Origin of the sequence: Bifidobacterium catenulatum DSM 16992 = JCM 1194 = LMG 11043 (assembly GCF_001025195.1) — a bacterium.
Lineage (GTDB): Bacteria > Actinomycetota > Actinomycetes > Actinomycetales > Bifidobacteriaceae > Bifidobacterium > Bifidobacterium catenulatum.
Genome location: NZ_AP012325.1, coordinates 1,925,929 through 1,952,265 on the forward strand (window position 1 = coordinate 1,925,929; position 26,337 = coordinate 1,952,265).

The 26,337-nt window shown below is 55.0% G+C and carries 15 protein-coding genes and 4 pseudogenes; 8 read left to right on the forward strand and 11 right to left on the reverse strand.

What is annotated here, in order from left to right:
* Nucleotides 1-96: 96 nt before the first annotated feature.
* The 4 genes and pseudogenes from phoA to BBCT_RS08070 all read right to left on the reverse strand — a co-directional run.
* Nucleotides 97-2,169 carry an alkaline phosphatase gene (gene phoA / locus BBCT_RS08055; RefSeq protein ID WP_033512936.1) on the reverse strand — a complete coding sequence of 691 codons (2,073 nt, stop codon included), beginning with the start codon at nucleotides 2,167-2,169 and terminating at the stop codon, nucleotides 97-99.
* A gap of 275 nt (nucleotides 2,170-2,444) precedes the next feature.
* A pseudogene (locus tag BBCT_RS08060) lies at nucleotides 2,445-3,870 on the reverse strand (hypothetical protein).
* A 13-nt stretch (nucleotides 3,871-3,883) separates the two neighbouring features.
* Nucleotides 3,884-4,704 (reverse strand): annotated as a pseudogene (locus tag BBCT_RS08065) (carbohydrate ABC transporter permease).
* Nucleotides 4,701-4,967, reverse strand: a pseudogene (locus BBCT_RS08070) (carbohydrate ABC transporter permease); the annotation flags it as partial. The pseudogenes BBCT_RS08065 and BBCT_RS08070, both read right to left, overlap by 4 nt.
* 32 nt (nucleotides 4,968-4,999) lie before the next feature.
* Here BBCT_RS08070 and BBCT_RS08075 point away from each other — a divergent pair.
* Entirely contained in the window at nucleotides 5,000-6,016 is a 1,017-nt protein-coding gene (locus tag BBCT_RS08075; protein ID WP_003835897.1) for a LacI family DNA-binding transcriptional regulator, read from the forward strand.
* 78 nt (nucleotides 6,017-6,094) lie between these two features.
* Here the strand turns inward: BBCT_RS08075 and BBCT_RS08080 are convergent.
* A pseudogene (locus BBCT_RS08080) lies at nucleotides 6,095-6,864 on the reverse strand (sulfite exporter TauE/SafE family protein).
* 455 nt (nucleotides 6,865-7,319) lie between these two features.
* On the opposite strand from BBCT_RS08080, the gene BBCT_RS08085 reads away from it, so the two are divergent.
* From BBCT_RS08085 to BBCT_RS08095, 3 genes are all read left to right on the forward strand, one after another.
* Nucleotides 7,320-8,669 (forward strand): ABC transporter substrate-binding protein, encoded by a 1,350-nt coding sequence (locus tag BBCT_RS08085; RefSeq protein ID WP_033512938.1) that lies wholly within the window; start codon nucleotides 7,320-7,322, stop codon nucleotides 8,667-8,669.
* Between the two features lie 205 nt (nucleotides 8,670-8,874).
* Nucleotides 8,875-9,969: a glycoside hydrolase family 172 protein gene (locus tag BBCT_RS08090; protein WP_033500148.1), complete on the forward strand. Its 1,095-nt coding sequence runs from the start codon at nucleotides 8,875-8,877 to the stop codon at nucleotides 9,967-9,969.
* Between the two features lie 316 nt (nucleotides 9,970-10,285).
* The gene (locus BBCT_RS08095) at nucleotides 10,286-11,614 is read left to right on the forward strand and encodes an ABC transporter substrate-binding protein (RefSeq protein WP_033512940.1); all 1,329 of its coding nucleotides are present in this window, start codon (nucleotides 10,286-10,288) and stop codon (nucleotides 11,612-11,614) included.
* An 87-nt stretch (nucleotides 11,615-11,701) separates the two neighbouring features.
* On the opposite strand, the gene BBCT_RS08100 is transcribed toward BBCT_RS08095, so the two are convergent.
* Nucleotides 11,702-12,721, reverse strand: coding sequence for a LacI family DNA-binding transcriptional regulator (locus tag BBCT_RS08100; RefSeq protein WP_033512942.1), 1,020 nt, complete (start codon nucleotides 12,719-12,721; stop codon nucleotides 11,702-11,704).
* Nucleotides 12,722-13,035: 314 nt separating this feature from the next.
* Between BBCT_RS08100 and BBCT_RS08105 the strand changes: the two genes are divergently transcribed.
* The 3 genes from BBCT_RS08105 to BBCT_RS08115 all read left to right on the forward strand — a co-directional run bounded on the left by BBCT_RS08105 (nucleotide 13,036) and on the right by BBCT_RS08115 (nucleotide 15,891).
* Nucleotides 13,036-13,890, forward strand: a complete 855-nt coding sequence (locus BBCT_RS08105) for a carbohydrate ABC transporter permease (protein ID WP_003835909.1) — start codon at nucleotides 13,036-13,038, stop codon at nucleotides 13,888-13,890.
* Nucleotides 13,887-14,723, forward strand: coding sequence for a carbohydrate ABC transporter permease (locus BBCT_RS08110; RefSeq protein ID WP_003835910.1), 837 nt, complete (start codon nucleotides 13,887-13,889; stop codon nucleotides 14,721-14,723). Before BBCT_RS08105 ends, BBCT_RS08110 begins: the two co-directional genes overlap by 4 nt.
* Nucleotides 14,724-14,880: 157 nt before the next feature.
* Nucleotides 14,881-15,891, forward strand: coding sequence for a LacI family DNA-binding transcriptional regulator (locus tag BBCT_RS08115; RefSeq protein ID WP_033512944.1), 1,011 nt, complete (start codon nucleotides 14,881-14,883; stop codon nucleotides 15,889-15,891).
* Nucleotides 15,892-16,391: 500 nt separating this feature from the next.
* On the opposite strand, the gene BBCT_RS08120 is transcribed toward BBCT_RS08115, so the two are convergent.
* The 4 genes from BBCT_RS08120 to BBCT_RS08135 form a co-directional block, all read right to left on the reverse strand.
* The gene (locus BBCT_RS08120; RefSeq protein WP_033512946.1) at nucleotides 16,392-17,705 is read right to left on the reverse strand and encodes an ABC transporter substrate-binding protein; all 1,314 of its coding nucleotides are present in this window, start codon (nucleotides 17,703-17,705) and stop codon (nucleotides 16,392-16,394) included.
* A gap of 202 nt (nucleotides 17,706-17,907) precedes the next feature.
* Nucleotides 17,908-19,299 carry a GH32 C-terminal domain-containing protein gene (locus tag BBCT_RS08125; protein WP_003835915.1) on the reverse strand — a complete coding sequence of 464 codons (1,392 nt, stop codon included), beginning with the start codon at nucleotides 19,297-19,299 and terminating at the stop codon, nucleotides 17,908-17,910.
* 241 nt (nucleotides 19,300-19,540) lie between these two features.
* Nucleotides 19,541-20,575, reverse strand: a complete 1,035-nt coding sequence (locus BBCT_RS08130; protein WP_003835916.1) for a LacI family DNA-binding transcriptional regulator — start codon at nucleotides 20,573-20,575, stop codon at nucleotides 19,541-19,543.
* Nucleotides 20,563-21,201 (reverse strand): YesL family protein, encoded by a 639-nt coding sequence (locus BBCT_RS08135; RefSeq protein ID WP_003835918.1) that lies wholly within the window; start codon nucleotides 21,199-21,201, stop codon nucleotides 20,563-20,565. The genes BBCT_RS08130 and BBCT_RS08135 overlap by 13 nt, the downstream gene beginning before the upstream one ends.
* Before the next feature lie 196 nt (nucleotides 21,202-21,397).
* Here BBCT_RS08135 and BBCT_RS08140 point away from each other — a divergent pair, with 196 nt between their 5' ends.
* The gene (locus BBCT_RS08140; protein ID WP_003835919.1) at nucleotides 21,398-23,149 is read left to right on the forward strand and encodes a glycoside hydrolase family 13 protein; all 1,752 of its coding nucleotides are present in this window, start codon (nucleotides 21,398-21,400) and stop codon (nucleotides 23,147-23,149) included.
* Between the two features lie 766 nt (nucleotides 23,150-23,915).
* On the opposite strand, the gene malQ is transcribed toward BBCT_RS08140, so the two are convergent.
* Complete coding sequence (gene malQ / locus BBCT_RS08145; RefSeq protein WP_033512949.1) at nucleotides 23,916-26,087, reverse strand: 4-alpha-glucanotransferase; 2,172 nt, start codon at nucleotides 26,085-26,087, stop codon at nucleotides 23,916-23,918.
* Nucleotides 26,088-26,337: the final 250 nt, after the last annotated feature.

Below are 26,337 nucleotides of genomic sequence, written 5' to 3' on the forward strand. Positions count from 1 at the left end.
ACCACCTCACCGTCGGCAGATTGAGAACGCCTCAAACTACCGACGCCTAGAGGACACTAAGCGTCGGCAGTTTGGGAAAAGGATGGACGACCCGGATCAGCGGGTGATCTTCACGGTCTTGATGATCATCGCAATGGCGGCCAACATGGCCACGGCAATCGCGACGACGGCCACCGCGGTACCGGTCTCACCGAGCGGCGAGCCGTCGACCTTCGGATTGTTGTTGACCTTGCCGGAAGCGATCACACCGTTCTTGTCGGCATTCTTGTCGGCGCTCTTGTCGGAAGAACCGGCGGCCGGAGCCTGGAAGTCAACGGTCACGCTCTTGCCGGACTGGCGTCCGGTGACGGTAAGCGTATATTCGTTGCCTTCGGCCACCTTGTCGGGTGCGATCGCGGTGGTCTGCGCGGTCTTGACTCGCACACCGGAGAGCGGAGTGGTGGAGTCGGAAGCGGCAATCACATTGCCCGATTTGTCCTTCAGCTCATAGCTGAGTACAGCATCACCGTTGAAGCCCATCGCATCGGCGGCATACGAGCCGTTTTCGGTGGCGACCTTGACTTCGGCGTTGTCGGACAATGCCTTCTGCTGGTCGGTGGTGGTGGCCAAGCCGAGCGCGCCGGCGATGGTGTAGAAGTTGTCGGTCTGATCGGTCAAGCCGATCACACGCTGGGCGCCCGGACCAGATGCCGCTATGCGCAGCTGAGTGCCGGTGTGTTCCATGTCACCACCGTTGTAGCCGCCTTCCTCATCGCGGGAGTCCTCCTGAGCGGTGCCGTAGGAGACGACCATGTTGTTGCCGTCGGCGGTCTTGAGCACGGTGGAGAGCGCATAGGCCGGCTGAGCGGTGAGAATCTGCGAGGTGTGGGCGTGGTCGGCGGTGACGATCACGAGCGTGTCGGAAAGATCAACGTTCTGCAGCACGTAGGAGATGGCCTGATCGAAGTCATCGGTCTCACCGATCTGTCCACAGGCGTTGCCGGCATGATCCTGCTTGTCGATCGAAGCGCCCTCGATCTGCAGGAAGAAACCGTTGGATTGGCTGGCCGGATTGGCATTGAGCAGTTCGAGTGCCTTCTTGGACATGTCCTTGAGTGAGGAGCCCTGGTTGCCGAGCCACTGATCGTTCACGGTGCACACGGTCGGATTGGCGTCCTTGGACGGATCCTTGGCGGTCGCCTTCGACGCGTTGAACTTGGTCGGCATATTGCCATCGCTCATCAGCGCGAGTACCGGCTGGCCTTCCTTGTATTCAAGCGCGTTCATGGCCGCCGGATCGTTTTCGACGGTCTGGTAGCCCATCTCCTTGGCCTGTTCCCACACGGTCTTGCCCGCATATTCGCCGCCCTGTACGGTCTGGCGGAAGTACTTGGAACCACCGCCGATGGTCACGTCGGCGCGGGTGTCGAGCAGCTGCTCGGAGATGGAGCCGATGCCGCCGTTCTCCTTAAGCTGGTTCACGAGGCAACGCTTCGCAGCATCATTAGAGGAACCATCGGTCTTGCCCTGCGGACCGTAGCAGCCACGCTCGGAGGAATGTGATTCCAGTACGGCCGGAGTGGCGTCCTGGATTTCCGCGGTGGTCACGTTGCCGGTCGCCTTGCCTGCAGCCTTGGCGAGTTCGAACAGATTGAGCTGTGGATTGCCATACACGTCGACATCCACCGCGTTGTTGTAGGTCTTGGTACCGGTTGCCCAAGCAGAACCGGATGCGGAGGAGTCGGTGACTGCGGTAATCTTGCCGGGATTCGAATTGGCGTTCAGATTGCCCTTACCGTCCTTACCGACGGCACTGTCGGAGCTGTTGGAACCGAGCGAGAAGGTCGTGTACTGTCCGGTGCCGGCTTCCACGTCGTCGAGCGCACCGGGCTGACCTACCGCGTCAAGACCGTCGAAATGGCCGTTGACACCCTTGAGATAGTTACGTGCCACGGTGATTTCGGAGTCGCCCATGCCGTCGCCGATGAACAGGACGACATTCTTGGCGGACTTGTTGCCGATTGCTGCGATGCGTTGTGCGCCGCCATGCTGGGCCAGTTCGGCCACGGATTTGCCGTTCGGACTGTAGGTGGATGCGCTGTCAGCGAGCGCCGGTACGGCGAGCGCGCCAAGCGTGGCGACGGAGGCGAACGCCGCGATGGCGCCCTGAAGAGCCTTGTGCTTGCCCATGTGTTCTTCTTTCTTCTGCACGCGGAACCTTTCCGCGCCTTAATGTTGCGGAATCTTACGTTTCCATCACCCACGCTAAGTATGCAAAACCAACGCAGTTCAATTCGCACCCTAACGGCAGATGAATTCTGAGCCTGCCAAAGTGAATAACTTCCCTACCATCACAAAACGGGTCTGTGACCCCCTGTTATGAGGAAGTCGCAGACCCGTTGACTCGCTTATATGATATCGACCGCTGATTCATCGCATATGGCGGATGCCCCCTAGCATGCTTATCAGCTACGCAACAGAATCTCCTCCAAGACGCCGTTTACCGCGTCGGGCATGCCGTATGCGACGAACGGTTCCTTGCTGAAGCGTGGTTTGCCGTCAAGCGTGCGCAAGGCGCCAACCGCTCGGACGCCTTGTTCTCGGATTGCCTGTAACGCATGCTCTTTGGTGACATACGGCATCTGTGCATGTAGCAGCGCATCAAGTACATCCTTGTCAATCGGATTATCCGCGACGGACAAACCTTTTGGAACGGCGACACTCAGCCGAGCAGTTGAAGGCACGTCATGTACGGCGACGGACAGGCTCAGCGTCTGTTCATCGTACACAATCTCAGCCGTCTCGCAGGCGATGCCGTTGATGGTAACCTGCAGTTCGTCGGACCCAACCGGCGAGACGCCACGGAACACAATCGTCCAATCGCGTCGTTCCGGCACGGATTCGACGACTCCGTCAACCGGTGAAATCTCGAACCGACTGCCGCCGGATCCGGTAGCGTCACCATCCTTGGCACTATCAGCAATGTCGGCACGCCAATCGAACGTCATCATCGTAGCCGCGATGTGCGCACGTCTCGCGCAGGATACGATTCCGTCATCCTCACGCAACGTGAAAGTTCCGTCCGTACCGGGAAAACCAGCACGTGCAGGACCGAGGGATTGCGAAGGTCGTTGACATCGTCACCGGTTGCAAGTTCCTGCAACGGAATGATGCCACCCGCTTTAGCGAACACAGGTATGCGGTCAAGCGCGCGCCACACTTCAAGTCGCCGCCCGGACGCGTTATCGGAGACATAGCGCCGTCCATCGAAGAAGTCGTACCATTCGCCTTGCGGCAACCATGCTTCAGTCCTGCCACGCTGTGCCGTCGGATCGTCATCGGTCACGATGGGTGCCACCAGCAGTTCGGTACCGAATCGGAATTCGTCTTGCCGTCGACTTCATCGGCCTCGACGATGACGTTCGATCCGGAATCATCGATCACAGCCCAACCGTCACGTGAGAGTACACCGTCATCCAACGCGATTTCGCCATCAGCCTCGTCGAGTGTACGCGCGGTACCTTTGAGATTGTGCAGAGGCGCATCGCCGTAATGCCAAGTATTGAACTGAGTATCGGAGACGCCTTTGACGACGATGCTCAGCCCTTCCTTGCTGAACGGTTTGCCGTCGTAGGTCAGGTAGAGTGCAGGGGTATCGACGATGAGCAGCCCGTTACGATGCGTTACGGTGAATTCCGGATCGGCTCCAAAGTCGCGATTGACGGCCATCTGCGTCAACCGATCCTCAAACTCGCCTGAATCGGACCATTCGAGCCGAATGAGGGATTCGGTGAGGATGCCGATCCTCCAATGCTTGCCCTGTAGGACTGTCGCGTCGCGCATGCACGGTCGTGCATTGCGTACATAGTCGATGAATACGTTGCTTGTCATGGTGTTTCCCACTTTACTTGCCACTGCCAGTCGCGATGCCGGCGATGAACTGCTTCTGGAAGATCATGTAGACGATGATTACCGGCACGATGGCCAGCGAGGTGGCCGCGAACAGTCCGCCGTAATCAGTGCCGTACTGGCCGTTAAAGGCCTTCAATCCGACGGCGAGCAGCTGCTTTTTCTCATCAGTGATCATAAGGAACGGCCACAGGTAGTCTTCCCAGTTCCACAGGAACGTGATATCGCCAATGCTGCGATGGTATTGTGGCTCATCGGCAGGATGATGCTGTGGAAGATTCTGGTTTCGGAAGCACCGTCGAGTTTGGCGGCTTCGATCAGCTCATCGGAGATGCCGGCGATGGATTGGCGGAACAGGAAGATGCCGAACGCGCTTATCATGCCGGGCAACACGAGGGACGTGTAGGTGTCTTGCAAACCCCAGTTGGTGAACATCTCGTACTGCGGGATGATGGTTACGGCCCATGGGATCATCATGGTGCTCATGACGACGCCGAAGAGCAGGTTACGGCCACGGAAGCGCATTTTGGAAAACACGTAGCCGAGCACGGCACTGGTATAAACCGCAATGCCGGTTTTCAGACCCGCTACGACCAGAGAGTTGATGAACAAGCGCAGGAAATTGAATTTTTCCTGGATACTCACATAATTGGCAAGTGCGGATGGCTTGGGGAACAGCCCTCCGGTCACCTTGACGATCTCGCTGTTCGGTGCAAATGACGAGATAAACATCCAGATGAAAGGAACGATGGTGATCAGGGCGACGGCGAACAATAACGCCGTGAGGATGATGCCGCCGATTCTGCGATTTTTCATGCCAGGTCCTCCGAATCTCCCGAAATCTTGAACATGATGAGGGTCAGCACGCCGGTAAAGAGGAAGAGGATGACCGCCTGCGCCGACGCGACTCCGAAGTTATATTTCTGGAATGCCTGATTGAAGATGAGATAGCTGATGGTGTAGGTCGATGTTCCCGGCCCGCCTTCGGTCATGACGAGAATTTGCACATATGCCTGCAGATAGCTGATAAGCGACGTGATGACGATGAATAAGGTGGTCGATTTAAGCAGTGGCAGAGTGAAACAAGCATCACGAATCATTCGGAGGCACCATGAAGGCGAGTATCGGCGACGTAGCACTCAAAGCCGGCGTATCCAACGCGACGGTGTCGCGCACCTTCGCGCACCCTGAGCAGGTATCCGAAGCAACTCGCATCAAAGTGCAGGCCGCAGCCGATGCGTTGAATTTCAGCATCTCCCGATCGGCGAGAATCCTCAAATCAGGACGCACCTACCGTGTCGCATTGCTAATCGGCAGTCATGCCATCGAATGGTTCACGGCAGAGATTATCGCCGGACTCAACGACGTCCTACGCGACGCCGGCTACGATCTCGTCATCTACCCCATCGAAGGGGCCGAGGCACGCGATGCATTCTTCGAAGAGCTGCCCGTCCGCAACAACGCAGATGCCGTGTTCGTATCCTCTTTCGGCATCAGCCCAGACGAAGTGAAGCATCTCGGCACCGCCAAAATACCGATTGTCGGAGTCAACACCACCAGCGAGGGCTTCGATGCGACTGTTGGCATCGACGACAAGGAAGGCATTAAGCTCATCGTGCGGCATCTTGCCAAACTAGGGCATCGCAATCTTCTGTACCTCTATGAGAGCTTCTCATCTACGCTCGGTTTCAGTTCATACAACCGCATCACTGGATTTCAAGAAGCCTGCGGCACCATCGATGGCATGAATGCGCGCACACTGGCCGTGCAGAAGAACGACAACATCATCGATGCCGCGATCTCCGAAATGATGGCGCAGGACAATCCGCCCACTGCCCTATGCTTCCACCAGGATTCGCAGGCTATCCCGCTGTTCTTCCGTCTTCAACGAAGCGGGCTATCCATCCCATTGGATATTTCCGTGACAGGTTTCGATGACAGCGCGTTCGCCGAAGAAGCCCAATTAACCACCGTCCGGCAACGGCCGCATGATATGGCCGTCGCAGCTGCAAGGAAAGCGCTGGATCTGATTGAAGGACGACCCGTCCCCAAACCGTTCGAGACGTTCCCGGTTCAACTACAGGTACGCGGCTCGACCGCAAAGCCACGAACTACGCCTTTACTGTAGATACGGTTGTTTCACAGACGGATGCCCGACCTCGCCAATCGATCTTGGCGCAGGTCTTCTGACCGGCATTGACCGAAACTATGCGCGGGAACCACGAGCCGCACGAGTGGCTTTGACGGCCACGAAGAAGCTGCGGACCAATAACACGCACAGGTAGGCCGCGAACATGATGGCTCCGGCACGCGGCGAGACCGCCCCGGCGACCCATGTGCCGAAAGGTGTGGTCAGCGCAGCTATGACGCCGATGATCAGCCCGGCCTTGATGTGCACCAACTTACGTTTCATATTCGCCACACTGGTGGTGATCGAGTTCGGGAACATGGCAAGCAACGAAGTACCGCGCGCGATCAGATCGGATGCCCCGAACAGTATCGACAATGCCGGCACGGCCAGTGCGCCGCCGCCAATACCCAGCAACCCGGCCAAAGTGCCGATGACCACGCCCAACAGCACCAGCCCGATGCCCGTCACCACACTCATGAAGATCCGTTGGTCCCGCGACGGCGTAAAAATCACCTGATTGGCGGTTACGAATATCAGAAACACCACGAACACCCACCGCAGTACGAGTTCTGGCAACCGCGACAACAGCCAGCTACCAAACTGTCCGCCGGCGAACATGCCAACGAACAGCAGCGGGCCGCGACCCAGTCGACGTTGCCATTGTGCGCATAGGAAATCACACCGGAAATCGACGTCGGTACGATCGCCAGCATGGAGGTCGCCGCCGCATGGCGTTGCGACAGTCCGAGCCACACCAGTGCGGGCACGATCACCGTACCGCCGCCGATGCCGAACATGCCGGACAACAGGCCGACGATCATGCCGACAATCACCAGCACCATCATGCCGTGAGGCGATTCATCCAGCCCACTCGGATTCGGCCCGAATAGGCGATCCTGCCCATCATTTTCAGTCATATCGTCCCCATGACGCAACCCTCCTTCCATCTTCCGCTATCACGCCCGATGTTGCTGCAGTCGCACGCAGAGGATAATGGCCATCTACTATTGGGCATGTCCGAAGCCACTATTGCTCCCAAAAAGAGCGTCTACTTGTATCGGCAAAGTCTCGACACATGTCGCAATACGGCAACAAAAAATACGCCAACACGCATAAACCCTCCGACTTTGACAGTAGCGAACCGGTTCGATACAATCAATCTCGGACCGGTTCGACACAGACGATGACCGTCTGCAAGAATCAGGCCACGGTCAGATTGTATCAGGCAAGAGAGGGCCCGCATATGACCTTGACAAGTGATTTCCGACGAAGGAAGGTCGCAAGGAGGAAAGGAAACCCCATGAAGAATCTCACGAAAGGCATCGCCGCTGTCGGCGCGTTGGCCATGTTGACGGGCGTCGGCGCCTGCGGTTCCAACACCGCGGACGACAAAGGACATGTCTATTTCCTGAACAACAAGCCGGAAGTTGTCAATCAGTGGAACGAACTCGCCGAAATGTACACCAAGCAAACCGGCGTGAAAGTGGATATTCAGAGCGCCACCTCCGGCAGCTACGAGTCCACTCTGTCGTCCGAACTCGCTAAGAACAACGCCCCGACCATGTTCGGTATCGGCGGCTTCGATCAGTATGCCAAATATAAGGACTACCTCGAACCTTTGCAGGATACTGAGGCTTACAAGCTTCTCAACGATCAGGGCAAGCAGATGGCCCACAAGGACGGCGACAACGTGTACGGCCTGCCATATGCCGCCGAATGGTTCGGTATCATCGTCAACAAGAAGCTCATCAACGAGTATGCCAAAAAGGACTACGCCGTCATCAAGTCCTTCGACGACATCAAGGACTACAACACTTTGAAGAAGGTCGCCGACAGCATGCAACAGCATAAGGATGATTTGGGCATCGACGGCGCGTTCTCCACGCCGGGTCTGGACTCATCCAACTACTACCGATATGCTTCGCATATGACTCAGGTGCCAGTCGCCTACGAGTACATTGACGAGGGCGTGGACTTCGAGAAGGAACTCAAGGGCACCTATCTCGATAACTACAAGAATCTGTGGGATCTCGAGATGAAGGACAACCCGACCGAAAACACCATGCTTGGCTCGGTGAATTATGAGGACTCCACCGCCGAGTTCTCCGCCGGCAAGGTCGCTTTCTACCCGAATGGTGTATGGGCCTATAGCCAGATCAAAGGCAACGAAGTTGCCGATGAAGACTTGGCCATGCTGCCGTACTACATGGGTTTCCCGAATGAGAGCAAGTACGCCGCGAACTCCATCTATGACATCTCCTGGTCTGTGAACAAGAACGCTTCCGACAAGGACAAGAAGGCCACTGAGGATTTCATCAAGTGGATGGTCTCCGACGAGGATGCCAAGAAGATTCTCTCCAAGGATATGGGCTTCGCCGTTCCGTTCACCACCTTTGACTCCGAGGATTTCCAGCCTGACAACCCGCTGACCAAGTCCGCGCTCAAGCTTGAGTCCGATGGCCTCACTCCAATTCATGGCGCCTATATTCCGGGACAGGCATGGGCTGACGGCGTGGCCAATGCACTGCTCGAGTACGCTCAGGGCACCGGTGACTGGAATGGCGTGAAGAAGGCATATCTGGACGATTGGACCAGCGCCTGGAATGATTATGAAAACAACTTCGGCATGCTTCCGCCGGCCCACAAGTGATTCGCCTATGGGCCGCGGTGAATCGCATAACGCCATTTTCACCTGGTCCATAACGGCATGACCACAGTCTCCATCGGCTTTCTCGCTCGCCGATGGAGACTTTCTCATATTCAAAAAACAAACAACGTCTGTGACCGAAGCTGATACGCACAGATATGAATGTATCGCGCAAACAGACGCAGCATACGCCATGAAAGGAACGAACATGACACTAGAATCCTTGACCAAGATACGGCACGAATCAAGCCGCGCAGTCAACGCGGAAAACCCGACCGGCGAACCGGGCAAAGGCGGCATAGCGGCCAGTGAGCTTGGCCCAAGTCGCAAAGGCAGCCCTTGCCTACGTAACATACCCGTCGGCGCAACGGCGACTCTTGCTGATATCACCGGCCCCGGCTGCATTCGACACATCTGGATAACCGTTGACGAGAAGACCACCGATGCCGATTGTTTTGTACTGCGGGACCTTGTGCTGCGCTTCTATTGGGATGACGAGGAGGAACCAAGTGTGGAGTGTCCGCTTGGTGACTTCTTTTGCTGCGGATTCGGCCGTGCGTGCCTAGTAAATTCCATGCCTGTCGCCGTAGTGCCGAACCGCGGTTTCAACATGTACTTTTCGATGCCGTTCGGCGCACGCGCACGCATCACGCTCGAAAACCAACACAAGAACGCCATCAGCGCATTTTTCTACCAGATTGACTACACCGTGAATGACGAGCCGTTCGACGATGACATTGCCTATTTCCACGCACAATGGCGGCGCCAGCGCCTTACTGAAAAGGGGAGAGACTATGTGGTGCTTGATGGCGTGAAAGGTGAAGGGCATTATGTAGGTACCTACCTGGCACTGACCACGCTTGAGCGCTACTGGTGGGGTGAAGGCGAATTCAAATTCTACATCGATGACGATGAAGAGTACCCCACGATCTGCGGCACCGGCACCGAGGACTATTTCGGAGGCTCTTGGAGCTTCGCCAAGCAGGTCAATGGCAAGACCGTGGAGCAAAACTACTGCACACCGTATCTCGGATACCCGTATTACTCTTCACACGACGAGCTGATTCACAACGATTATCACAATGATGATTGCCCCCCGATGCGTGGCTTCTACCGTTGGCACATCCCCGATCCGATTCGTTTCCGTTCCAACCTGAAGGTGACCGTTCAGCAAATCGGTGTTGGTCACCGCGGATTCTTCGAACGTCAGGATGATGTGGCATCAGTTGCCTACTGGTACCAGAAGGGGCCACACGCTCCATTTCCGCAACTACCTAGCGCCGAGGAACGTTGGCCGCGCTGACGTCATCCATAAGTAGCTCACCTCAAGCCGCATCCCTTGTCTCTCAGGGGATGCGGCTTTTTGCTACAGTCAATCGTTTGATGTACAACTTTTTTAGCAAACGCTTGCATAGCGTGTCGCCTAATTTTATGCCTAAAAATGGCAGCAAATAGCGGATTGCCCGGTATTGCAACGTGATAAATCAACAAAATACTGCCATCGTTTGCAAAAAAGATGAAAGTGATGCATAATAGGGGCATCGGCAGAAAGCAGCACTATCTCAGTGCACATATCCAACGGGGACGTTGGACCCGATGCAGAAAAGGAAGGTTCGAAGATGAATCGTAAATTGAAGTCCGCACTAGCCCTCATTGCGGTCACCGCCATGTCTGTCACGACATTTGCCGCTTGTGGCAGCTCATCGAGCTCTGATTCAAGCAAGGGCAAGGTATACTACCTCAATTTCAAACCAGAAGCCGCCGACGAGTGGGCCGATTTGGCTGCGGAGTACACTAAGGAAACCGGTGTCGAGGTCAACGTTCAGACCGCGGCCTCCAATACCTATGAGCAGCAGCTCAAGAGCGAGATGGCTAAGTCCGAGGCACCGACCCTGTTCCAAGTCAACGGTCCGGTCGGTTACGCCAACTGGAAGAACTACACTGCTGACATGTCCGGCACAGAGGTATACAAGCAACTGCAGAACCAAGATGTTGCCCTCAAGGATGGCGACAAGGTCGTTGGCGTACCGTACGTCATGGAGACTTATGGCCTAATCTACAACAAAGACATCCTTAACAAATACTTCAGCACTTCCGGTGCCAAGGCCAAGTCCATCAAAGACATCAACTCCTTTAGTAAGCTGAAGGCCGTTGCTGACGACATGCAGTCCAAGAAGGATGAACTCGGCATTAAGGGCGCCTTCACCTCTGCTGGTTTCGACTCCAGCTCCGATTGGCGTTTCAAGACCCATCTAGCCAACCTGCCTCTTTACTATGAGTTCAAAGATGACAACATCACTGAACAGCCGGCCACTATCAAGGGAACCTATCTGCCGGAGTACAAGAACATCTTTGACCTGTACATCACCGATTCCACCACCGAGCCGTCCCAACTAAGCTCCAAGACTGGTGACGACGCCAATTCCGAATTCGCACTCGGCGAGGCCGCTTTCTATCAAAACGGCACTTGGGCATGGTCCGATTTGCAGAAAGCCGGCATGGAGGCCGATTCCGTTGGTATGATGCCAATCTACATCGGCGCCAAGGGCGAGGAGAACCAAGGTCTGGCAACCGGCTCCGAGAATTACTGGTGCATTAATTCGAAAGCATCCAAGGCCAATCAGAAAGCGACCGCCGACTTCCTGAAGTGGGTCATCACCTCCGATAAGGGCAAAGAAGCGCTGTCTCAGAAGATGGGCTTCACCACCCCGTTCAAGACCTTCTCCAGCGTCAAATCCGACAACCCGCTGGTCACTGACGCCATGGACGACCAAAAGTCCGGTACCACCGCAGTGTCTTGGAACTTCACCATGATGCCGTCCGAACAATGGAAGAACGACCTCGGCTCCGCTTTGCTCGAGTATGCCCAAGGCACCGGCAATTGGGATGGCGTCAAGTCCGCGTTCGTGGATGGCTGGGCCAAGGAATATGCCAACGCCCACAAGTGACCGCAATTGACTTCACTGTCTGATTCTCTCCTTATAGAAAACCGCTCCGGAACCAACCGGAGCGGTTTTCTATGTATCGGTAAGCGATTAGCCCTTATCCAAGGACACTCGCGAAGTGCTGGAGCGAACGATCAGTTGCGCCGGAAACGTCTGAAACGGCATACCCGTGGTCTTGCGATTGATCAAGTCAAGAGTCTTACAAGCCGCCTCGTGTGCCATGCCAATCGGATCCTGGCGAATCGTGGTCAAGCCGATATCGTGCGCATAGAAGCTGTCGTCATAGCCGATGACGGAAATATCAGACGGAATACGGTAGCCACAACGCACAAGCTGATAAATCAGTGGAATCGCGATGCCGTCCTCCTGACAAGCGATGGCGGTTGGCATTTGCGGCAAGCTCAGCAACTCGGAGACAATCGTGCTAATGCGGTCCTCACTTTCCTGCGCAACCAACGTAGTTGGCGTGACACCCTGTTCCAGACAGGCCTTGACGAAGGAGTCATAACGTTGCTGCACACTGAAGTGCAAGGAAACCTCACGCGACGTACGTACGTAGACAATGTTGCGATGCCCCAGCCCGATAAGATGGCGCGCAACCAGACGCGAACCTTGATCATCGTCTATCCCCACGGCCGCAGTGAAACCGTATTCTCTTGGATTCACACAGTTGATGCCGATAATTGGTACGCCGGTGCTGGCCAGCTGTGCGCTTTCCTGCGCATCGACATCGATGGAAGCAACGATCACCGCGTCGGCATTGCGACGAACCGGCAGCATATCAAAGAACTCACGGCGTTCCTCGATACTGGAGATCTGGAAGATCGATAAATCATAGCCGTCTGCGTGCAAAACCTGGTTCAACCCTTCGATGACGGAAGCGCTGAACCATAGTCGGATATGGTCGCTCATCAGCAAGGCGACACGCAATGCTTTGCCGGACTTGAGCGCAGTGGCCGAACGGGAGATGGAGAAACTCATCTCGTCGGCGATGCGCAACACCCTGGACCGTGTCGCCTCAGATACGAGCTCAGGTCGGGTGAATGATCTGGACACCGTGGAAACCGACACCTTTGCCGCTTTGGCAACGTCTTGAATATTGACTGACATGCACAACTCCTTTATGGCAGTAGATACTACAAGACACAACGTGTTTTGCAAAAAATATCCAAACGTTTGCAACGACACGACAATACGTATTTCTTGCTTATTTCCAAGGGTATCCGTATACTGATGACTGTTCACATTTGATAAATGAATTGACGTTGCATGAAAATCATGACAACGTTTGACTTTTATTTATCTGTGAAGTAGGGTATTCTCGAACCGGTTCGAACCCGACGTTGCGGTCACGGTCGAACTGTCGTTGAATCACTCGAGGGGTGTTCCCCGGGTGTACCCAAGGAGGAGAAAGTGGGCATGAAATGATTACGATGTCCGGCAAGGCAATTCGCAGGTGGTGGGCGCTGTTTGCGCTACCCACGTTCGCGGCTTTCGTCATTGGTTTCCTGGTGCCGTTCGCCATGGGCGTGTACCTGTCGTTCTGCAAGTTCAGCACGGTCACTGACGCCACGTTCGTGGGCGTGTCGAACTACCAAAACATAATCACGGATCCGGAGTTCCTGCACGCGCTGGTGTACACGGTCCTGTTCACGATTGTGACAACCGTGGTGATCAACGTAGTCGCGTTCGCCATTGCGTACATGCTGACCAAGGCCATCAAGGGCTCCACGCTGTTCCGTTCGGTGTTCTTCATGCCGAACCTAATCGGCGGCATCATCTTGGGCTATATCTGGCTACTGCTGCTCAACGGCGTACTGGCGCACTGGGGTCGTTCGATCACATTCTCGGGCGTGTACGGCTTCTGGGGCATGGTTCTGCTGACCTGCTGGCAGCAAATCGGTTACATGATGATCATCTACATCGCGGGTCTGCAGGGCCTGCCCGGCGATGTGATCGAGGCTGCCGCGGTTGACGGCGCGAACTCCCGCCAGACGCTGTTCAACGTGACGATTCCATTGATGATGCCGTCAATCACAGTGTGCACATTCTTGACGGTGACCAACGGCTTCAAGATGTTCGACCAGAACCTCGCCCTGACCAATGGCGCCCCGTCAAATAGCTCCGAGCTCTTGGCTCTGAACATCTACCGCACGTTCTACGGACGCGCCGGCTTCGAGGGCGTGGGCCAGGCCAAGGCCGTGGTGTTCTTCATCATCGTGGCCGTGATTGCCCTCATCCAGAACAAGCTCACCACCAGCAAGGAGGTCCAAGCATGAGCGACAAGGTCAAGCATCCTGTATTCTGGACGGTTTTCCTTTCCATCGTCTCGCTGGCATGGGTCTATCCAATCGTGCTGGTGCTGATCAATAGCTTCAAGCAGAAGGCTTACATCTCGCGCAACGCATTCTCCCTGCCCACCGGCAAGGCCTTCGTGGGACTGGAGAACTACATCAGAGGCATCGAGCGCACGAACCTAATCAGCAGTTTTGGCTGGACCGTAGTCGTCACGGTCGGCGCGGTCCTGCTGATCATCGTGTGCACGTCGATGTGCGCTTGGTGGATTGTACGTACGAACAACTGGGCTGCGCGCCTGCTGTACACACTGTTCCTGTTTAACATGATTGTTCCGTTCCAGATGGTCATGTTCACGCTTTCCAAGCTCGCCGACATGATGGGCCTGAACACCCCATGGGGCCTGTGGATTGTGTATCTAGGCTTCGGTGCGGGCTTAGCCGTGTTCATCTTCACTGGCGTGGTCAAGGGCATCCCGTCCGAACTCGAGGAGTCTGCGATGATCGACGGCGCGTCGGTACCGAGAATCTTCTTCCAAATCGTACTGCCTATCATGCGCCCGAGCCTGATTTCAGTGGCGATCCTGCAGACGATGTGGATCTGGAATGACTTCCTGCTGCCGTACCTGACGTTGGACATGCGCCGTTTCAAGACGATGTCGATTGCGATTCAGTACCTCAAGGGTGGTTATGGATCAGTGGACATGGGCGCCATGATGGCCTGCTTGGTGGTGGCGATTGTGCCGATCATCATATTCTACCTGTGCTGCCAGAAGTACATCATCAAGGGCGTGATGGCCGGCGCTGTCAAAGGCTGATTAACTTCATCGCATGAGGGGTGCTGTCGGAATTTTCGTCGGCACCCCTTTTCTTCATATCCGCAGAACACGCACGTCAACCGTTGCAAACACTTATGTTAACGTGTCTCTAGCAGTTGTCATGACAGCAATGTCGTTCGTCAGTGGAGGATTCTCTATGAAAGCGAGCATCCAAGCCGTGGCCGCCGAAGCGGGAGTATCGATTTCGACCGTCTCTCGCACATTCGCCAAACCGAATCTGGTGCTGCCGGAGACTCGCAGCAAAGTGATGGCGGCCGCGGAAAAACTTGACTACCGCATCTCCCGCTCAGCGGCCGCACTGAAAACCGGTCAATCGTTCCGCGTCGCGCTGTTGATGAGCGATTCGATTTCGACTTGGTTCAATTCCAATACCTATGCCGGATTGGATTCCGTGCTGCACCCGGCCGGATATGACATTTCCATCTTCGAGATGGCCGACGCGCACGACCGCCATGAGTTCTTCGCAACGTTGCCGGTACGCCGCAACGTCGACGCGGTCATCGTAAACTCCTTCAACATCGTGCCCGAAGAGGTCGAAAAACTTTCGAACATGAAGGTACCGATCGTCGGCATCAACATTCCATCAATCAACGGATTCAATGCCACGGTGAGTATCGACGACCGTCAGGCCATGCATGTTGCTGTGAAGCACTTGTTCTCCATGGGCCACCGACGTATCGCTTATGCGTACGAGACATCAAATGACAATAACCAGAACATGGTCTTCAGCGCAGAAGCGCGTCTGCATGGGCTGATGGAAACTGCCGAAGAGCGAAAGATGACGGTGGAACGCATCGCAATCCGCAACTATGAAGACGCCACCAACACTATTCTCAATTCATTGCTGACCATGGACCCCGCCCCCACCGCACTGTATTGCGAAAGTGACGAGCTGGCATTGCCTGTCATCTATAAGTTGTGCCAGTACGGGCACGCCGTCCCTCAAGAGCTCTCGGTCATCGGATTCGACGACGTACCACTTGCCGCAAAGATCGGCCTGACCACGTTGCATCAGGATCCGTTCAACATGGGCGAAAACGCCGCACGTAAGATGCTGAGTGTCATGTCCGGAAAAACACCGAAACCGCTGCATGAAACACTACAGGCACAACTCATGATGCGTGAAACCACCGCATTCATCGACTGACCAAGCCACTACTACCTCGCCAAAGGGTTCTCTATGGCACATATGCTGTAACTGACTGCCCAACCGGCTATGAATCCGAAATCACCATTCAGAGTGACCTTGGCGCATCGGCATCATCATCGAATCTCTAATTCTGTCCGGAATGGCAGGAAGATGGCATTTTCGAAAACCACGACACGCAGATAGTCATGACATCACGACCGGAATCCGACCAGCAATTCACCAAGACCCTGCAGGATGACCTACTCATCATCGACACTCCGGCCCTTCAGCCTGCCTATGGTATGCGCCCCCTTCAGCAAAGAGGGTTTGAGTGTAGTGGTTAAAGGCCCTGCAACAAGCCAGATGAACACATACGCATTACAGTGAGGTTCAGCATGGCAAATCTTCGCGGTCCCGGTGAAGCTCAACCTGACTAGTCCTATATCGTAATGCGCAAACGGGGCTTGGAGGTTTATCCGCCAAGTCCCGTTTGCGCATTCGATGAGACTCTATTGCGCTCAATGAGTGGTCTTATATTCAGACGCCCAACCATCCACAAATGCATCATGCACGGTGTCCCATGTACCGGTCTCCTGCGCATATTCCAACATCGCGTTGCCCAGCGTCAACACCCACTGAGTGCTTGGCAACGGATAGATCACAATATCGTACTTATCTGCCTTGGCATAGGCATCGTTGGCGCGATGAATCGGGTTCTTGGTCTGGTAGCCGGCCTTCGCATACGACTTAAACGGTGTTTCGAAACCCGCCTCATTCGTGATGATGTCACGTGCCTCATCATCGTTCAGGATGTAGTCAAGGAACTGCTTGGTGGCCTTCTGATCTTTTTCAGAGGCGTTCTTGTTCATCGCAAAGTACAGGAAGCTCACGGTCAGGCCTGCATTCTCCTCACCCTTCACACCCATATAGATCGGCAATACGCCCATATCTTCATCGGCGACCTCTTGATCGCGAATCTGCGAATAGCCCCAAGAGCCATTCTGCAAGAACACGGCCTCACCCAGTGCGAACTCGGAGTTGGCGTCGTCCATGGTGGCACTGGCGAGCTGCGTCTTCGGAATCGTGGCGTCGTTGATGTACAGGTCGAAAATGTTCTTGAAGTTCGATACGTACTTGTCGGAAATGGTGGCCGGCATTTGCGTGACACCCTGATCGCGATACTCATAGTAGACGGAGATATGCGCCAGTTGATCACCGAAACGTTTGATGGAGCTGGTGTCGAAGCCGGCGGAGGTGAACGCACCTTTCACGCCCATCTCATCCTTATGTGCTTGTATTTCATCGGCAACTGTCTTCAGTGTCTTGAAATTGTTGATGCTGTCAACCGACTTAATGCTTGCCCAGGAAGAATCGAAGTACTTCTGCAGCAGCTTCTTGTTGTAGATGATGCCATATCGTTCCATGACGTAGGGCACAGCACCAACCGTATCGCCATCCTTCAGCGCATAGTCGGGGTTCTCCTGATCCTTGTAGATGTTGGTTCCCGACATGTCGGCATAATAATCAGTCCAATTCAGAAAGTCGTTGTTGTCGACATCGAACAACGTAGGCGCCTCGGATTTGGCCAGCTCACTCTTAAGCGACTGTTCGTAGGTGTCGGATGATGCAGTGGCGATATCGACCTGGATACCGGTCTTCTTGGTGAACTTTTCGGCCAGTTCCTTGAACTGGTCCTGTTGTTCCACCTTCATGCTGAGAAAATATACATGCCCTTTGTCAGCGTTGACATTTGAGCCGCCGCATGCGGAGAGCGCACCAACGGACATGGCGAGCGCCGACACTGCGGCAATGGTACGAGTGAGTTTCTTCATGATCTCCTCCAAAAAATAATGATTCTGACAGCGTCGTCAGATGATGACAAACGTCGTGCATCGTGCGATATGTGGTACCGAAGTATAGTTTAATCGCTTAAGCAAAAATGAGAGGAAAAGCCGCAAGGAGAGCCGCCGAGGCGAAAAGAAGGTACGAAACGACCTCGACGACCCGTAATCAGTCAAAAAGAAATCAGATTGGTCAGACCTCCTTCAATCCGCGAGCGATGGAGACATTGCGTACCTCAACGACGCCGTCGGTGGCGAAAATGCTCAGCGACTCGCCGGGGCGCTCATACATGCGCACGTTCAGTGCCACTCCATCCACATACAACGTGCCGATAGTGTCATCGACGATGAGTTGCAGATGATAGTTACGGCCTGCCTCGAGCTTGATAGGTCGCTCAAGCCCGATGTTCATGACATTAAACCATGGGAAGTTCGGACTGCCTTCGAACACATAGCGATTTTCAGCTACGGGGAAGATGAACTGGTATCCCAGCGCGGTATCTTCGTTCTCGTTGACACGCAGGCCGAAGGAGCGAGTTCCTTCTGAGAAGGTGATGTCGGCTTCGAACGAGAACAAATCACCGCAGCCAAGGGCGAGTACCGCCTCCTGTCGCGCACCAGTACCATCGATGGTCACATTGCCGACATTCTCGCGCTCATTGAATGCATTCCACACGGTATCGGGAATGCGCACACCGAGCGTGCCGTCTTCGCGCTGATACACCTCGTGCGCCACGAAAGTTCCGGCCCATTCGAAGTTGCTCCTGTCATCGCACTTCTCTTTGGTGCCGACCCAGCCAAACAGGATGCGTTGGCCATTCAGTTCGAAGGTACGGCCGGCATAGTAGGCACTGCCGTCGAATGCATCGTCCGACGGTGCAATCCATGGGCCGTCAAGGCTCTTGGCCATACGATAGACCATCTTGTGCTTGTCGCTGTATTCGGTGACGATGTGGTACCACCAGTCGCCCATCTTGAACAGGTCGGGCATTTCATGCATGGTGTACAGGTTTGGAGCCCAGAAATCACCCTCAAATTTCCAGTCCTTGAGATCCTTAGAGGTGAACTTCACGGTACGGCCGGTCTGGCAGGTTTTCGGACCGATTTTACGGGCACCAAGAATCAGCAGATACTGGTCATGTTCTTCGTCCCGAATGACCCACGGGTCACGCCAGTCATCAGGGTCATAGCCCTCTTGCGGCGTAAAGGTGATAGCATCCTGTGTTTTGGTCCAGTGGTACAGGTCGTCACTGACCGCATGCATGAGCACCTGCGCAGGCCTGCCCTGTGCGGGATAATCGCGGTTATAGCCGGTGTAGAAGATGTGGTACTGGCCCTCGCCCTCAAACACCGAGCCCGCGAAGATGAATTGATCCTGTGCGTCATATGCACCACGGGGGATTGCCACTCCATGATTCTCGTAGTTTACGAAATCTTTGGTTGTGGCAAGATCCCAGCCGAACGGCTCTCCGAACGGCTCCGGGTTGCGATTGTCCCGCTGGTGGAACAGGAAGAATTCGTCGCCCTTGCCAAATGGCATGCAGTCACCGAACCAAGTGCCAGGGAACTGGTAATAAAGCTTCATATCTTTACCTTTCTTCAGCTGCTTTGCCTTTCGCCCGGCAATCGTCTGCGATTACCTTTTGAAGGAACCAGTATTACTTCGCATTATTCAGTTTAAGCGCTTAAACTGTTTAAGCGATTAAGCACAAATATAGCACTTAAAATCAAAATGTCAAACGATTGACGCAGTCACCTTGCACAATGCCGTTTTTCCACCGTTTCGTGAGTGTTTCCACGAGTGTCGCAGCACTACGACGACCATGCTACAACCTCTTCACCGAATCCCTAGATACCGCCGGACATTGCACAAAAATCGGCTCGAACGTCCTCGTCACTACATGTTCATCACCATCATCCTCATTGCGGCCGCACTGCCGCAACAACGTTCGCACGCCCATCACACCGAGCTCATATTGTGGCAGACCCACGGTGGTCAGCGCGGGATGCATGTGCGCGGAAATCATTTCCTGATTATCGAACCCAACCACGGAGATATCATCCGGCACACGTTTACCTAACTCACGCAACGCATCGTACAAACCAAGCGCAGTGCGGTCATTATGGCAAAACACTGCGGTCGCATCCGTCGCCATCACCTTTTCCGCTGCCCCGTATCCACCTTCTTGGTCAGCGTTCGCAGGTACCACCAGTGACGAATCAAAATCGATGCCGAATGCCGCAAGCGCCGCTTTGTATCCTTCAAGTCGGCCAAGCGACGCAGGCGAGGGCGTAATGGCGTTAACGAACGCGATACGCCGATGTCCGGCCTCAAGCAATAGTCGCGTGGCTGTGGCCCCACCCTGAACTTCGTTCGGCACCACAGCAGGAAATCGGCCACGTTCGTCATAGCAGTTCACCAACACCGCCGGCACCTTATCGAGTTCGCTCGGTGGCGTAATTGATTCATGAACCCACTTCGAGTAGATGACGCCTTCGACCTGATGCTCAAGCATGAACGCGAAAGTCTTACGTTCCACATCTTTTTTACCGTTGGTGTTAACCACCAGCAGAATCTTCCCGTTACGCCAAGCCTCATCCTGCGCACCTTGGATTACCTGCCCCGCGAACGGAGAGGTAGCCACACCGTCGCTGATGAAGCCTATGATGTCGGAACAGCCACGGGCCAACCCCCGAGCCAATGCATTGTGATGGTAACCGAGCGAATCGGCGGCCTTACGGACTTTGCGGCGCGTGGATTCCGGGATACGCACATTACGATTGTCATTCACCGCCCATGAAGCAGTCGCGATAGAGACGCCGGCCGCTTTGGCAACGTCTTGCAACGTTACTTTCGCCATACCGTCCCCCGACCATCAGACTCCGGCTTGTTGACGTATTTGGCGAACGCATGTTCGAGAATCGGGACGTGAAGCATAAGCACGCTGCCATACCCAAGCACCACCAGCAAAAACAGACCCTGCGGCATGTAGAACCAAGAGCCGACAATCAGCCCTAGGAACGCAACATCGATTATCGCCAGCGCGATGGTCGACGCGACATTAGTCACGCCGAAGATGAATGCATTGGCGAGGGTGCCACCAAGGCTATTTTCGAAACGAGCCTGTAACGCCCAGACCCATTCGAAGCCCATGATCCATACGATGGTGAAACCGAATTTTGGAATTAGCAACGGTACAATCTGCAGAACGACCCACGCGTAGGACAGCACTGCCAGCGCCACACCGAAGATTAGCCACTGCACCGTGGACTTCACAAAATTACTTTTGAATGATCTGAAATAATTGGTGGTGACGTGTCCCTCTCCCGCAAGCGTCTTGCGAGCAGCGTCGTGGCCGGCGGTCAGCGCGGCACCGACAGTCACAAGCGGAATGCTGGTGACAAGCATGAGAATATTGATCCACACACCGTCGGTCAGATTGTTCCAACCGCGCATGAGACCTGAATCAGGTGACAGGAATTTCATATCGCTCCTTTGTGCAAGGCCATGACCGCCAACGTTGTGTTCAATCTTACCAAGACTCCGCCATGTCCGTGACAACGTAATCACAACACACCCGTGATGCATTGGCACCATTGGTGATATCGTTGTCATTAGCTGTTCATAGGCGAACAATCACTAGAACAGGGACATATCGGGACAAAGACGTAAGGACAACATCATGACCGCGAATAATGAACGTGCGGATTGGTGGAAGCAGGCCGTTGTATATCAGGTCTATCCACGATCGTTCAAGGATTCCGACGGGGATGGCTTGGGCGACATCGCCGGCGTCTCCGAGAAGATGGACTATCTGCGGGCCCTCGGCGTGGACGCCGTCTGGCTGAGCCCGTTCTATCCCTCCGAACTCGCCGACGGCGGCTACGACGTGATCGACTACCGTGACGTAGACCCACGCCTAGGCACCATGGACGACTTCGACGAGATGACGCTCAGGGCTCACGAGGCCGGCATCAAAGTAATCGTCGACATCGTACCCAACCACACCGCCAACAAGCATCGGATGTTCCTAGAGGCTCTTGCCGCGGGGCGCGGCTCCAAGGAACGCGACCGCTACATCTTCCGCGAGGGACGCGGTGAGAACGGTGAACTTCCACCGAATGACTGGATCTCCCTGTTCGGCGGCCCAGCCTGGGAGCGTGTGGAAGATGGCCAATGGTACCTACATATCTTCACCAAGGAACAACCAGACCTCAACTGGAAGAACCCGGAGGTACACGAGGAATTCAAGAAAACGCTACGCTTCTGGTCCGACCATGGCACTGATGGCTTCCGTATCGATGTGGCGCACGGCCTAGCCAAGGATCTTGAATGCATGCCACTTGAAGAGATGGGCAAACGCTATCCGATTCACGAATCGCTATGCCATGACGGCACTAACCCGATTTGGGATCGTTTTGAAGTGCACGACATCTACCGCGAGTGGCGCGAAGTGTTCAACGAGTACGATCCGCCACGCTTCGCCGTCGGTGAGGCCTGGTGCGTACCGGAGCATCAGCATCTGTACGCCTCCCCCGAAGAGCTGGGACAGGTGTTCAATTTCGAGTTCGCCGAAGCCAACTGGAACGCCGCCGAGATGCGTACCGCCATCGAGGAGGGCTTGGATTCAGCCACACATTCCGGCGGCTCCACCACCACGTGGGTCATGAGCAACCACGATGTACCGCGTCATGCCAGCCGTTACGCCCTGCCTCAGATCAAGACCCCCAGTCATCATCAGGTAGCCAAGGACTGGTTGCTGCGCGACGGCACCTCTTATATTGAAGACCGTGAACTCGGCACCAAGCGCTCCCGCGCCGCCATCATGATGGAAACCGGGCTACCAGGTTCTGTATATGTGTATCAAGGAGAGGAACTGGGCCTGTTCGAGGTAGCAGATATTCCTTGGGATCGTCTTGAGGACCCAACTCCGTACTTCACCACCCAGCGTTATTATGAAAAGGGCCGCGATGGCTGTCGCGTGCCGATGCCGTGGATCGCCGCGGACAAGCCGACGCCGGCTTCCTGGAATGAGAGTTTTGGCGACGGAGCCTCCTTTGGCTTCTCCCCCGTCACCAAGGTGGATGGTACCCAATCCGAACGCCCCCATTTGCCGCAGCCTCTCTGGTACGGCAATTTCACCGCCGACAGCGAAGCACAGGATCCGGATTCAATGTTGTCGCTGTATCGCGCAGCACTCGCCGCACGTCAGGACATACTCACCGCCACGGCGGATACCTCCTGCACTCTAATCGACGTAGGCGATGAGATAATCGCCTACACGCGCCCTGCCGCCGATGGTCGCACATTCGCCTCCTATACGAACTTCGGTAAGACTCCAGCTTCACTGCCAAACGGAGAGATCATACTGGCGTCTGGCGATGTATCCAACGGGCAATTGCCCCAAGACACAACCATCTGGATGCTGCTCTAATCCACACATTGAATGCTCCCGTGTTACCCCCCCCAATGAAGCATCAGCAACACGGGAGCATTACTGTCACAAGAATCTCCCTCGGCCCTCCGTCTCGCAGCGTCTGGCCACGGCTGCGCATGCGGCCACCGAACTAAGCGATGGGTTGCTGGGACAGGTTGCGTAGGTTACATGGCATGAACGGAGTGACGATTCAAGATTATGGCCAGAGCAGCCGGAGTGTCAGTGGCCACCGTTCCCTGGGTGGCGAACAACAAAGGTCAACATTCCAGAATCCATAAGAAGCCGAGCACGCAAGGTTGCACAACAATTTGGATATCGCCCCAACGCATTGGCGAAGGGTTGGGTCAGTGGGCTCTCTAAACTTATTGGCTTCATCAGCGATGGCGCGCCCCATGCCGGACAAGTCATTCGAGGCTCGCAGGATGGGGCATGGCATCAAGGTATGATTCTGCTGATCGTGGACACCAATGGTGAAAAACGTTGAACCGCAGGCCTTTGAATCCAAGATGGACCACCAGATAGATAGCATCATTCATTCATCTTGGGCGCACCGGCAGGTAACTCCTCCCGAAATCTTACGCAAAACCAGAGCGGTTCTGGTGAACTGCTCTGCTAGGCACGCTGAATTTCCATCGGTGGTTTCCGATGAAATCGGCGGCGGTCGCTCGGCAACCAAATTGCTATTAAAATCATGTCAAGAGCCGTCGTGACACATATTGCCGCGACGGCTCTTGACTCAGCTATGCTAAGGAAACGGTCTGTCTCAAGCATCCATGATGGCAGCTAACGATTTGACTCGTGGCAAATCGAACACTTCGTCGGTGTGCACGACACGTCCATGCTCATCAGCCAGCGGAATACGCCAATTCGGATACTGATCGGACGTTCCAGGCTGGTTCTGGGTACGACGCTCGCCGACGCCATCAACCAGTGCGGCCTGTATTAGCAACGATGGTGATTTACGCAGCATGGCGTGCATGGCTTCAACAATCTGCGGGATGTGGCTGTCCGCATCGTCAGCTTCCTCATCGGAGATCAGACCAAGTGTCCGCAGACGATTGAGCATGGCCTGACGTTCCGCGGTGGCCGATGCTTGGAAGGATTCCACCGATTCGGTAAGCAGATGGAGCCGCTCACGCAACTGTACATGCTCGAACTGCAGGTACCCTGCGGTCGGTGGCAGATCGTGCGTAGTGACGGACGCTAACGCATACTTGCGATAGTTGGTCGGATCATCGTATGGATCGCCTGCGTTGGGAGAGTCATCCACTCGTGCGAACCACTCCACCACGGTACCAAGCACACCATGTGAAGCAAGCACCTTGCGTACATAGTTCGGCACTGTACCCAAGTCCTCACCGATCACCAGGCCGTCCGCACGGGAGGCTTCGATGGTAAGGATGGCTATCATCGCATCAACGTTGTATGTCACGTAGGCACCGTTCTTGGCGCCTTCGCCCTGAGGAATCCACCATAGGCGGAACAGGCCGAGTACATGGTCGATACGCACCGCACCGGCGTGAGCGAACATGGTATGCACCATGTCACGGTACACACCGTAACCGGTGGCGTTCAGATAATTCGGATTGAACGGCGGCTGACCCCAATCCTGCCCCTGTTGGTTGTAGAAGTCAGGCGGGCAGCCCACAGTCACGCTACCGACAGCGAATCGTTCCGGATTCCACCACACATCCGCACCTAACGAATGCACACCCACGGCCATGTCCTGCATCAAGCCTAATGCCATACCGGAGTTCTTGGCAATCTGCTGAGCCGCCGACACTTGTTCGTCGGCAATCCACTGCAACCAGCACTGAAATTCAACCAAATCGGCATGCTCACGTATAAGTTCGGCCACTTCCGGCGAGTCACGATTGGTGTCGTTAAACCAGGAAGTTTCCCACGGCGCACCCCACACCTCGAACGCCACAGACCAAGCAGCGAACGCTTTCAAATCCGGACCGGCCTGCTCCTTGAACCGTTCGAAGGCAGACTGACGCTCAACGGAACGCGGTTGCCTGAAGATGATTTTCAGCGCCTGTCGTTTATGACACCATGCGGAATTGATGTCCATCGGATTCACATCATCATTGGCAGCCGACACCTGCGCATGCAGACGCGCCACCTCCGCCTTATCGGATTCACTTAGATCAGCGTATTCGGCGATATCCTGCGGACGAATATACGTGACATTCAGGAAGCGACGGGATTCCGGCAGGTACGGCGAAGGTTCCAACGGCGGGATCGGCGCACATGCGTGAATCGGATTGATCAGCATAAAGTCGGCATGCGTTTTTTCTGCAGCGTCCTTGAGGAGGTGTCGCAAATCACCGTAATCGCCCACACCCCACGATTCGGAGGAACGTACGGAATACATCTGCGCCATCCATCCCCAACGTTGCCTATCGGCCACCGCTTTCGGGACCGGAATACTGGCAGGTGCACAAATCAGCGTCGCCTCGCCATATGCGTCGCCAGCATTGATACGCAACGTGTGATAGCCAGAGGGAATATCATCTGGCAGGTTCAATCTCAATGTACCGTCATTCTCTGCTAATAGGCACATCGCCAGATTGCCTGCGTAGGCGGTACCGTCTTCCAGCAGCAGGCGCAATGTAACGTTCCGGCCTGCCGGACGAATCGGAATGGCGGTAGGCGTACCGAGGAATTTAACAATGGTCGACGGCACCAGCGTAGTCTGGGTCTTACGCACAGTTGCCTCATATGATTTCGTAACCGCCTCATCGGTGGAGGCATCCACGCCAAGCGCCCGCAGTACGGAGACGAGTACTTCGTCGCGAATCTCCACATAAGCGCCCAACTGATCGATGTATGATGTCGAAATACCGTTGGCTTTGGCTAGCTGAATCAACGGACGTGCAAGACGTTCGGCGCTTTCTTCGTTTCTGGGTGCAGCGACTGGTGAATTCGGCATCTTCGCTCTCCTTTGCTGGCTGATCATTGCCAGACTGCGTAATCATATGAATCCCTGAGCCTGTTATCACTATCATGAACAGATAGTGCAACAGGAATGTTTCTCATCTTTAGAATATCGCAGATTGACATCGTTTGCAATACCAACAAACGGCATGTTGCGGCGCTTATGGCGACACCACGTCAACAATCCGCATCCTTGGATATTGTTTTATGACATACGTTTGCACTACGACGTTTTGCACACTGCC

Bases quoted from the DNA above. Each gene is read 5' to 3' on its own strand.
- phoA (WP_033512936.1), bottom strand. From the start codon at position 2,169: ATGGGCAAGCACAAGGCTCTTCAGGGCGCCATCGCGGCGTTCGCCTCC.
- BBCT_RS08075 (WP_003835897.1), top strand. From the start codon at position 5,000: ATGAAGGCGAGTATCGGCGACGTAGCACTCAAAGCCGGCGTATCCAAC.
- BBCT_RS08085 (WP_033512938.1), top strand. From the start codon at position 7,320: ATGAAGAATCTCACGAAAGGCATCGCCGCTGTCGGCGCGTTGGCCATG.
- BBCT_RS08090 (WP_033500148.1), top strand. From the start codon at position 8,875: ATGACACTAGAATCCTTGACCAAGATACGGCACGAATCAAGCCGCGCA.
- BBCT_RS08095 (WP_033512940.1), top strand. From the start codon at position 10,286: ATGAATCGTAAATTGAAGTCCGCACTAGCCCTCATTGCGGTCACCGCC.
- BBCT_RS08100 (WP_033512942.1), bottom strand. From the start codon at position 12,721: ATGTCAGTCAATATTCAAGACGTTGCCAAAGCGGCAAAGGTGTCGGTT.
- BBCT_RS08105 (WP_003835909.1), top strand. From the start codon at position 13,036: ATGATTACGATGTCCGGCAAGGCAATTCGCAGGTGGTGGGCGCTGTTT.
- BBCT_RS08110 (WP_003835910.1), top strand. From the start codon at position 13,887: ATGAGCGACAAGGTCAAGCATCCTGTATTCTGGACGGTTTTCCTTTCC.
- BBCT_RS08115 (WP_033512944.1), top strand. From the start codon at position 14,881: ATGAAAGCGAGCATCCAAGCCGTGGCCGCCGAAGCGGGAGTATCGATT.
- BBCT_RS08120 (WP_033512946.1), bottom strand. From the start codon at position 17,705: ATGAAGAAACTCACTCGTACCATTGCCGCAGTGTCGGCGCTCGCCATG.
- BBCT_RS08125 (WP_003835915.1), bottom strand. From the start codon at position 19,299: ATGAAGCTTTATTACCAGTTCCCTGGCACTTGGTTCGGTGACTGCATG.
- BBCT_RS08130 (WP_003835916.1), bottom strand. From the start codon at position 20,575: ATGGCGAAAGTAACGTTGCAAGACGTTGCCAAAGCGGCCGGCGTCTCT.
- BBCT_RS08135 (WP_003835918.1), bottom strand. From the start codon at position 21,201: ATGAAATTCCTGTCACCTGATTCAGGTCTCATGCGCGGTTGGAACAAT.
- BBCT_RS08140 (WP_003835919.1), top strand. From the start codon at position 21,398: ATGACCGCGAATAATGAACGTGCGGATTGGTGGAAGCAGGCCGTTGTA.
- malQ (WP_033512949.1), bottom strand. From the start codon at position 26,087: ATGCCGAATTCACCAGTCGCTGCACCCAGAAACGAAGAAAGCGCCGAA.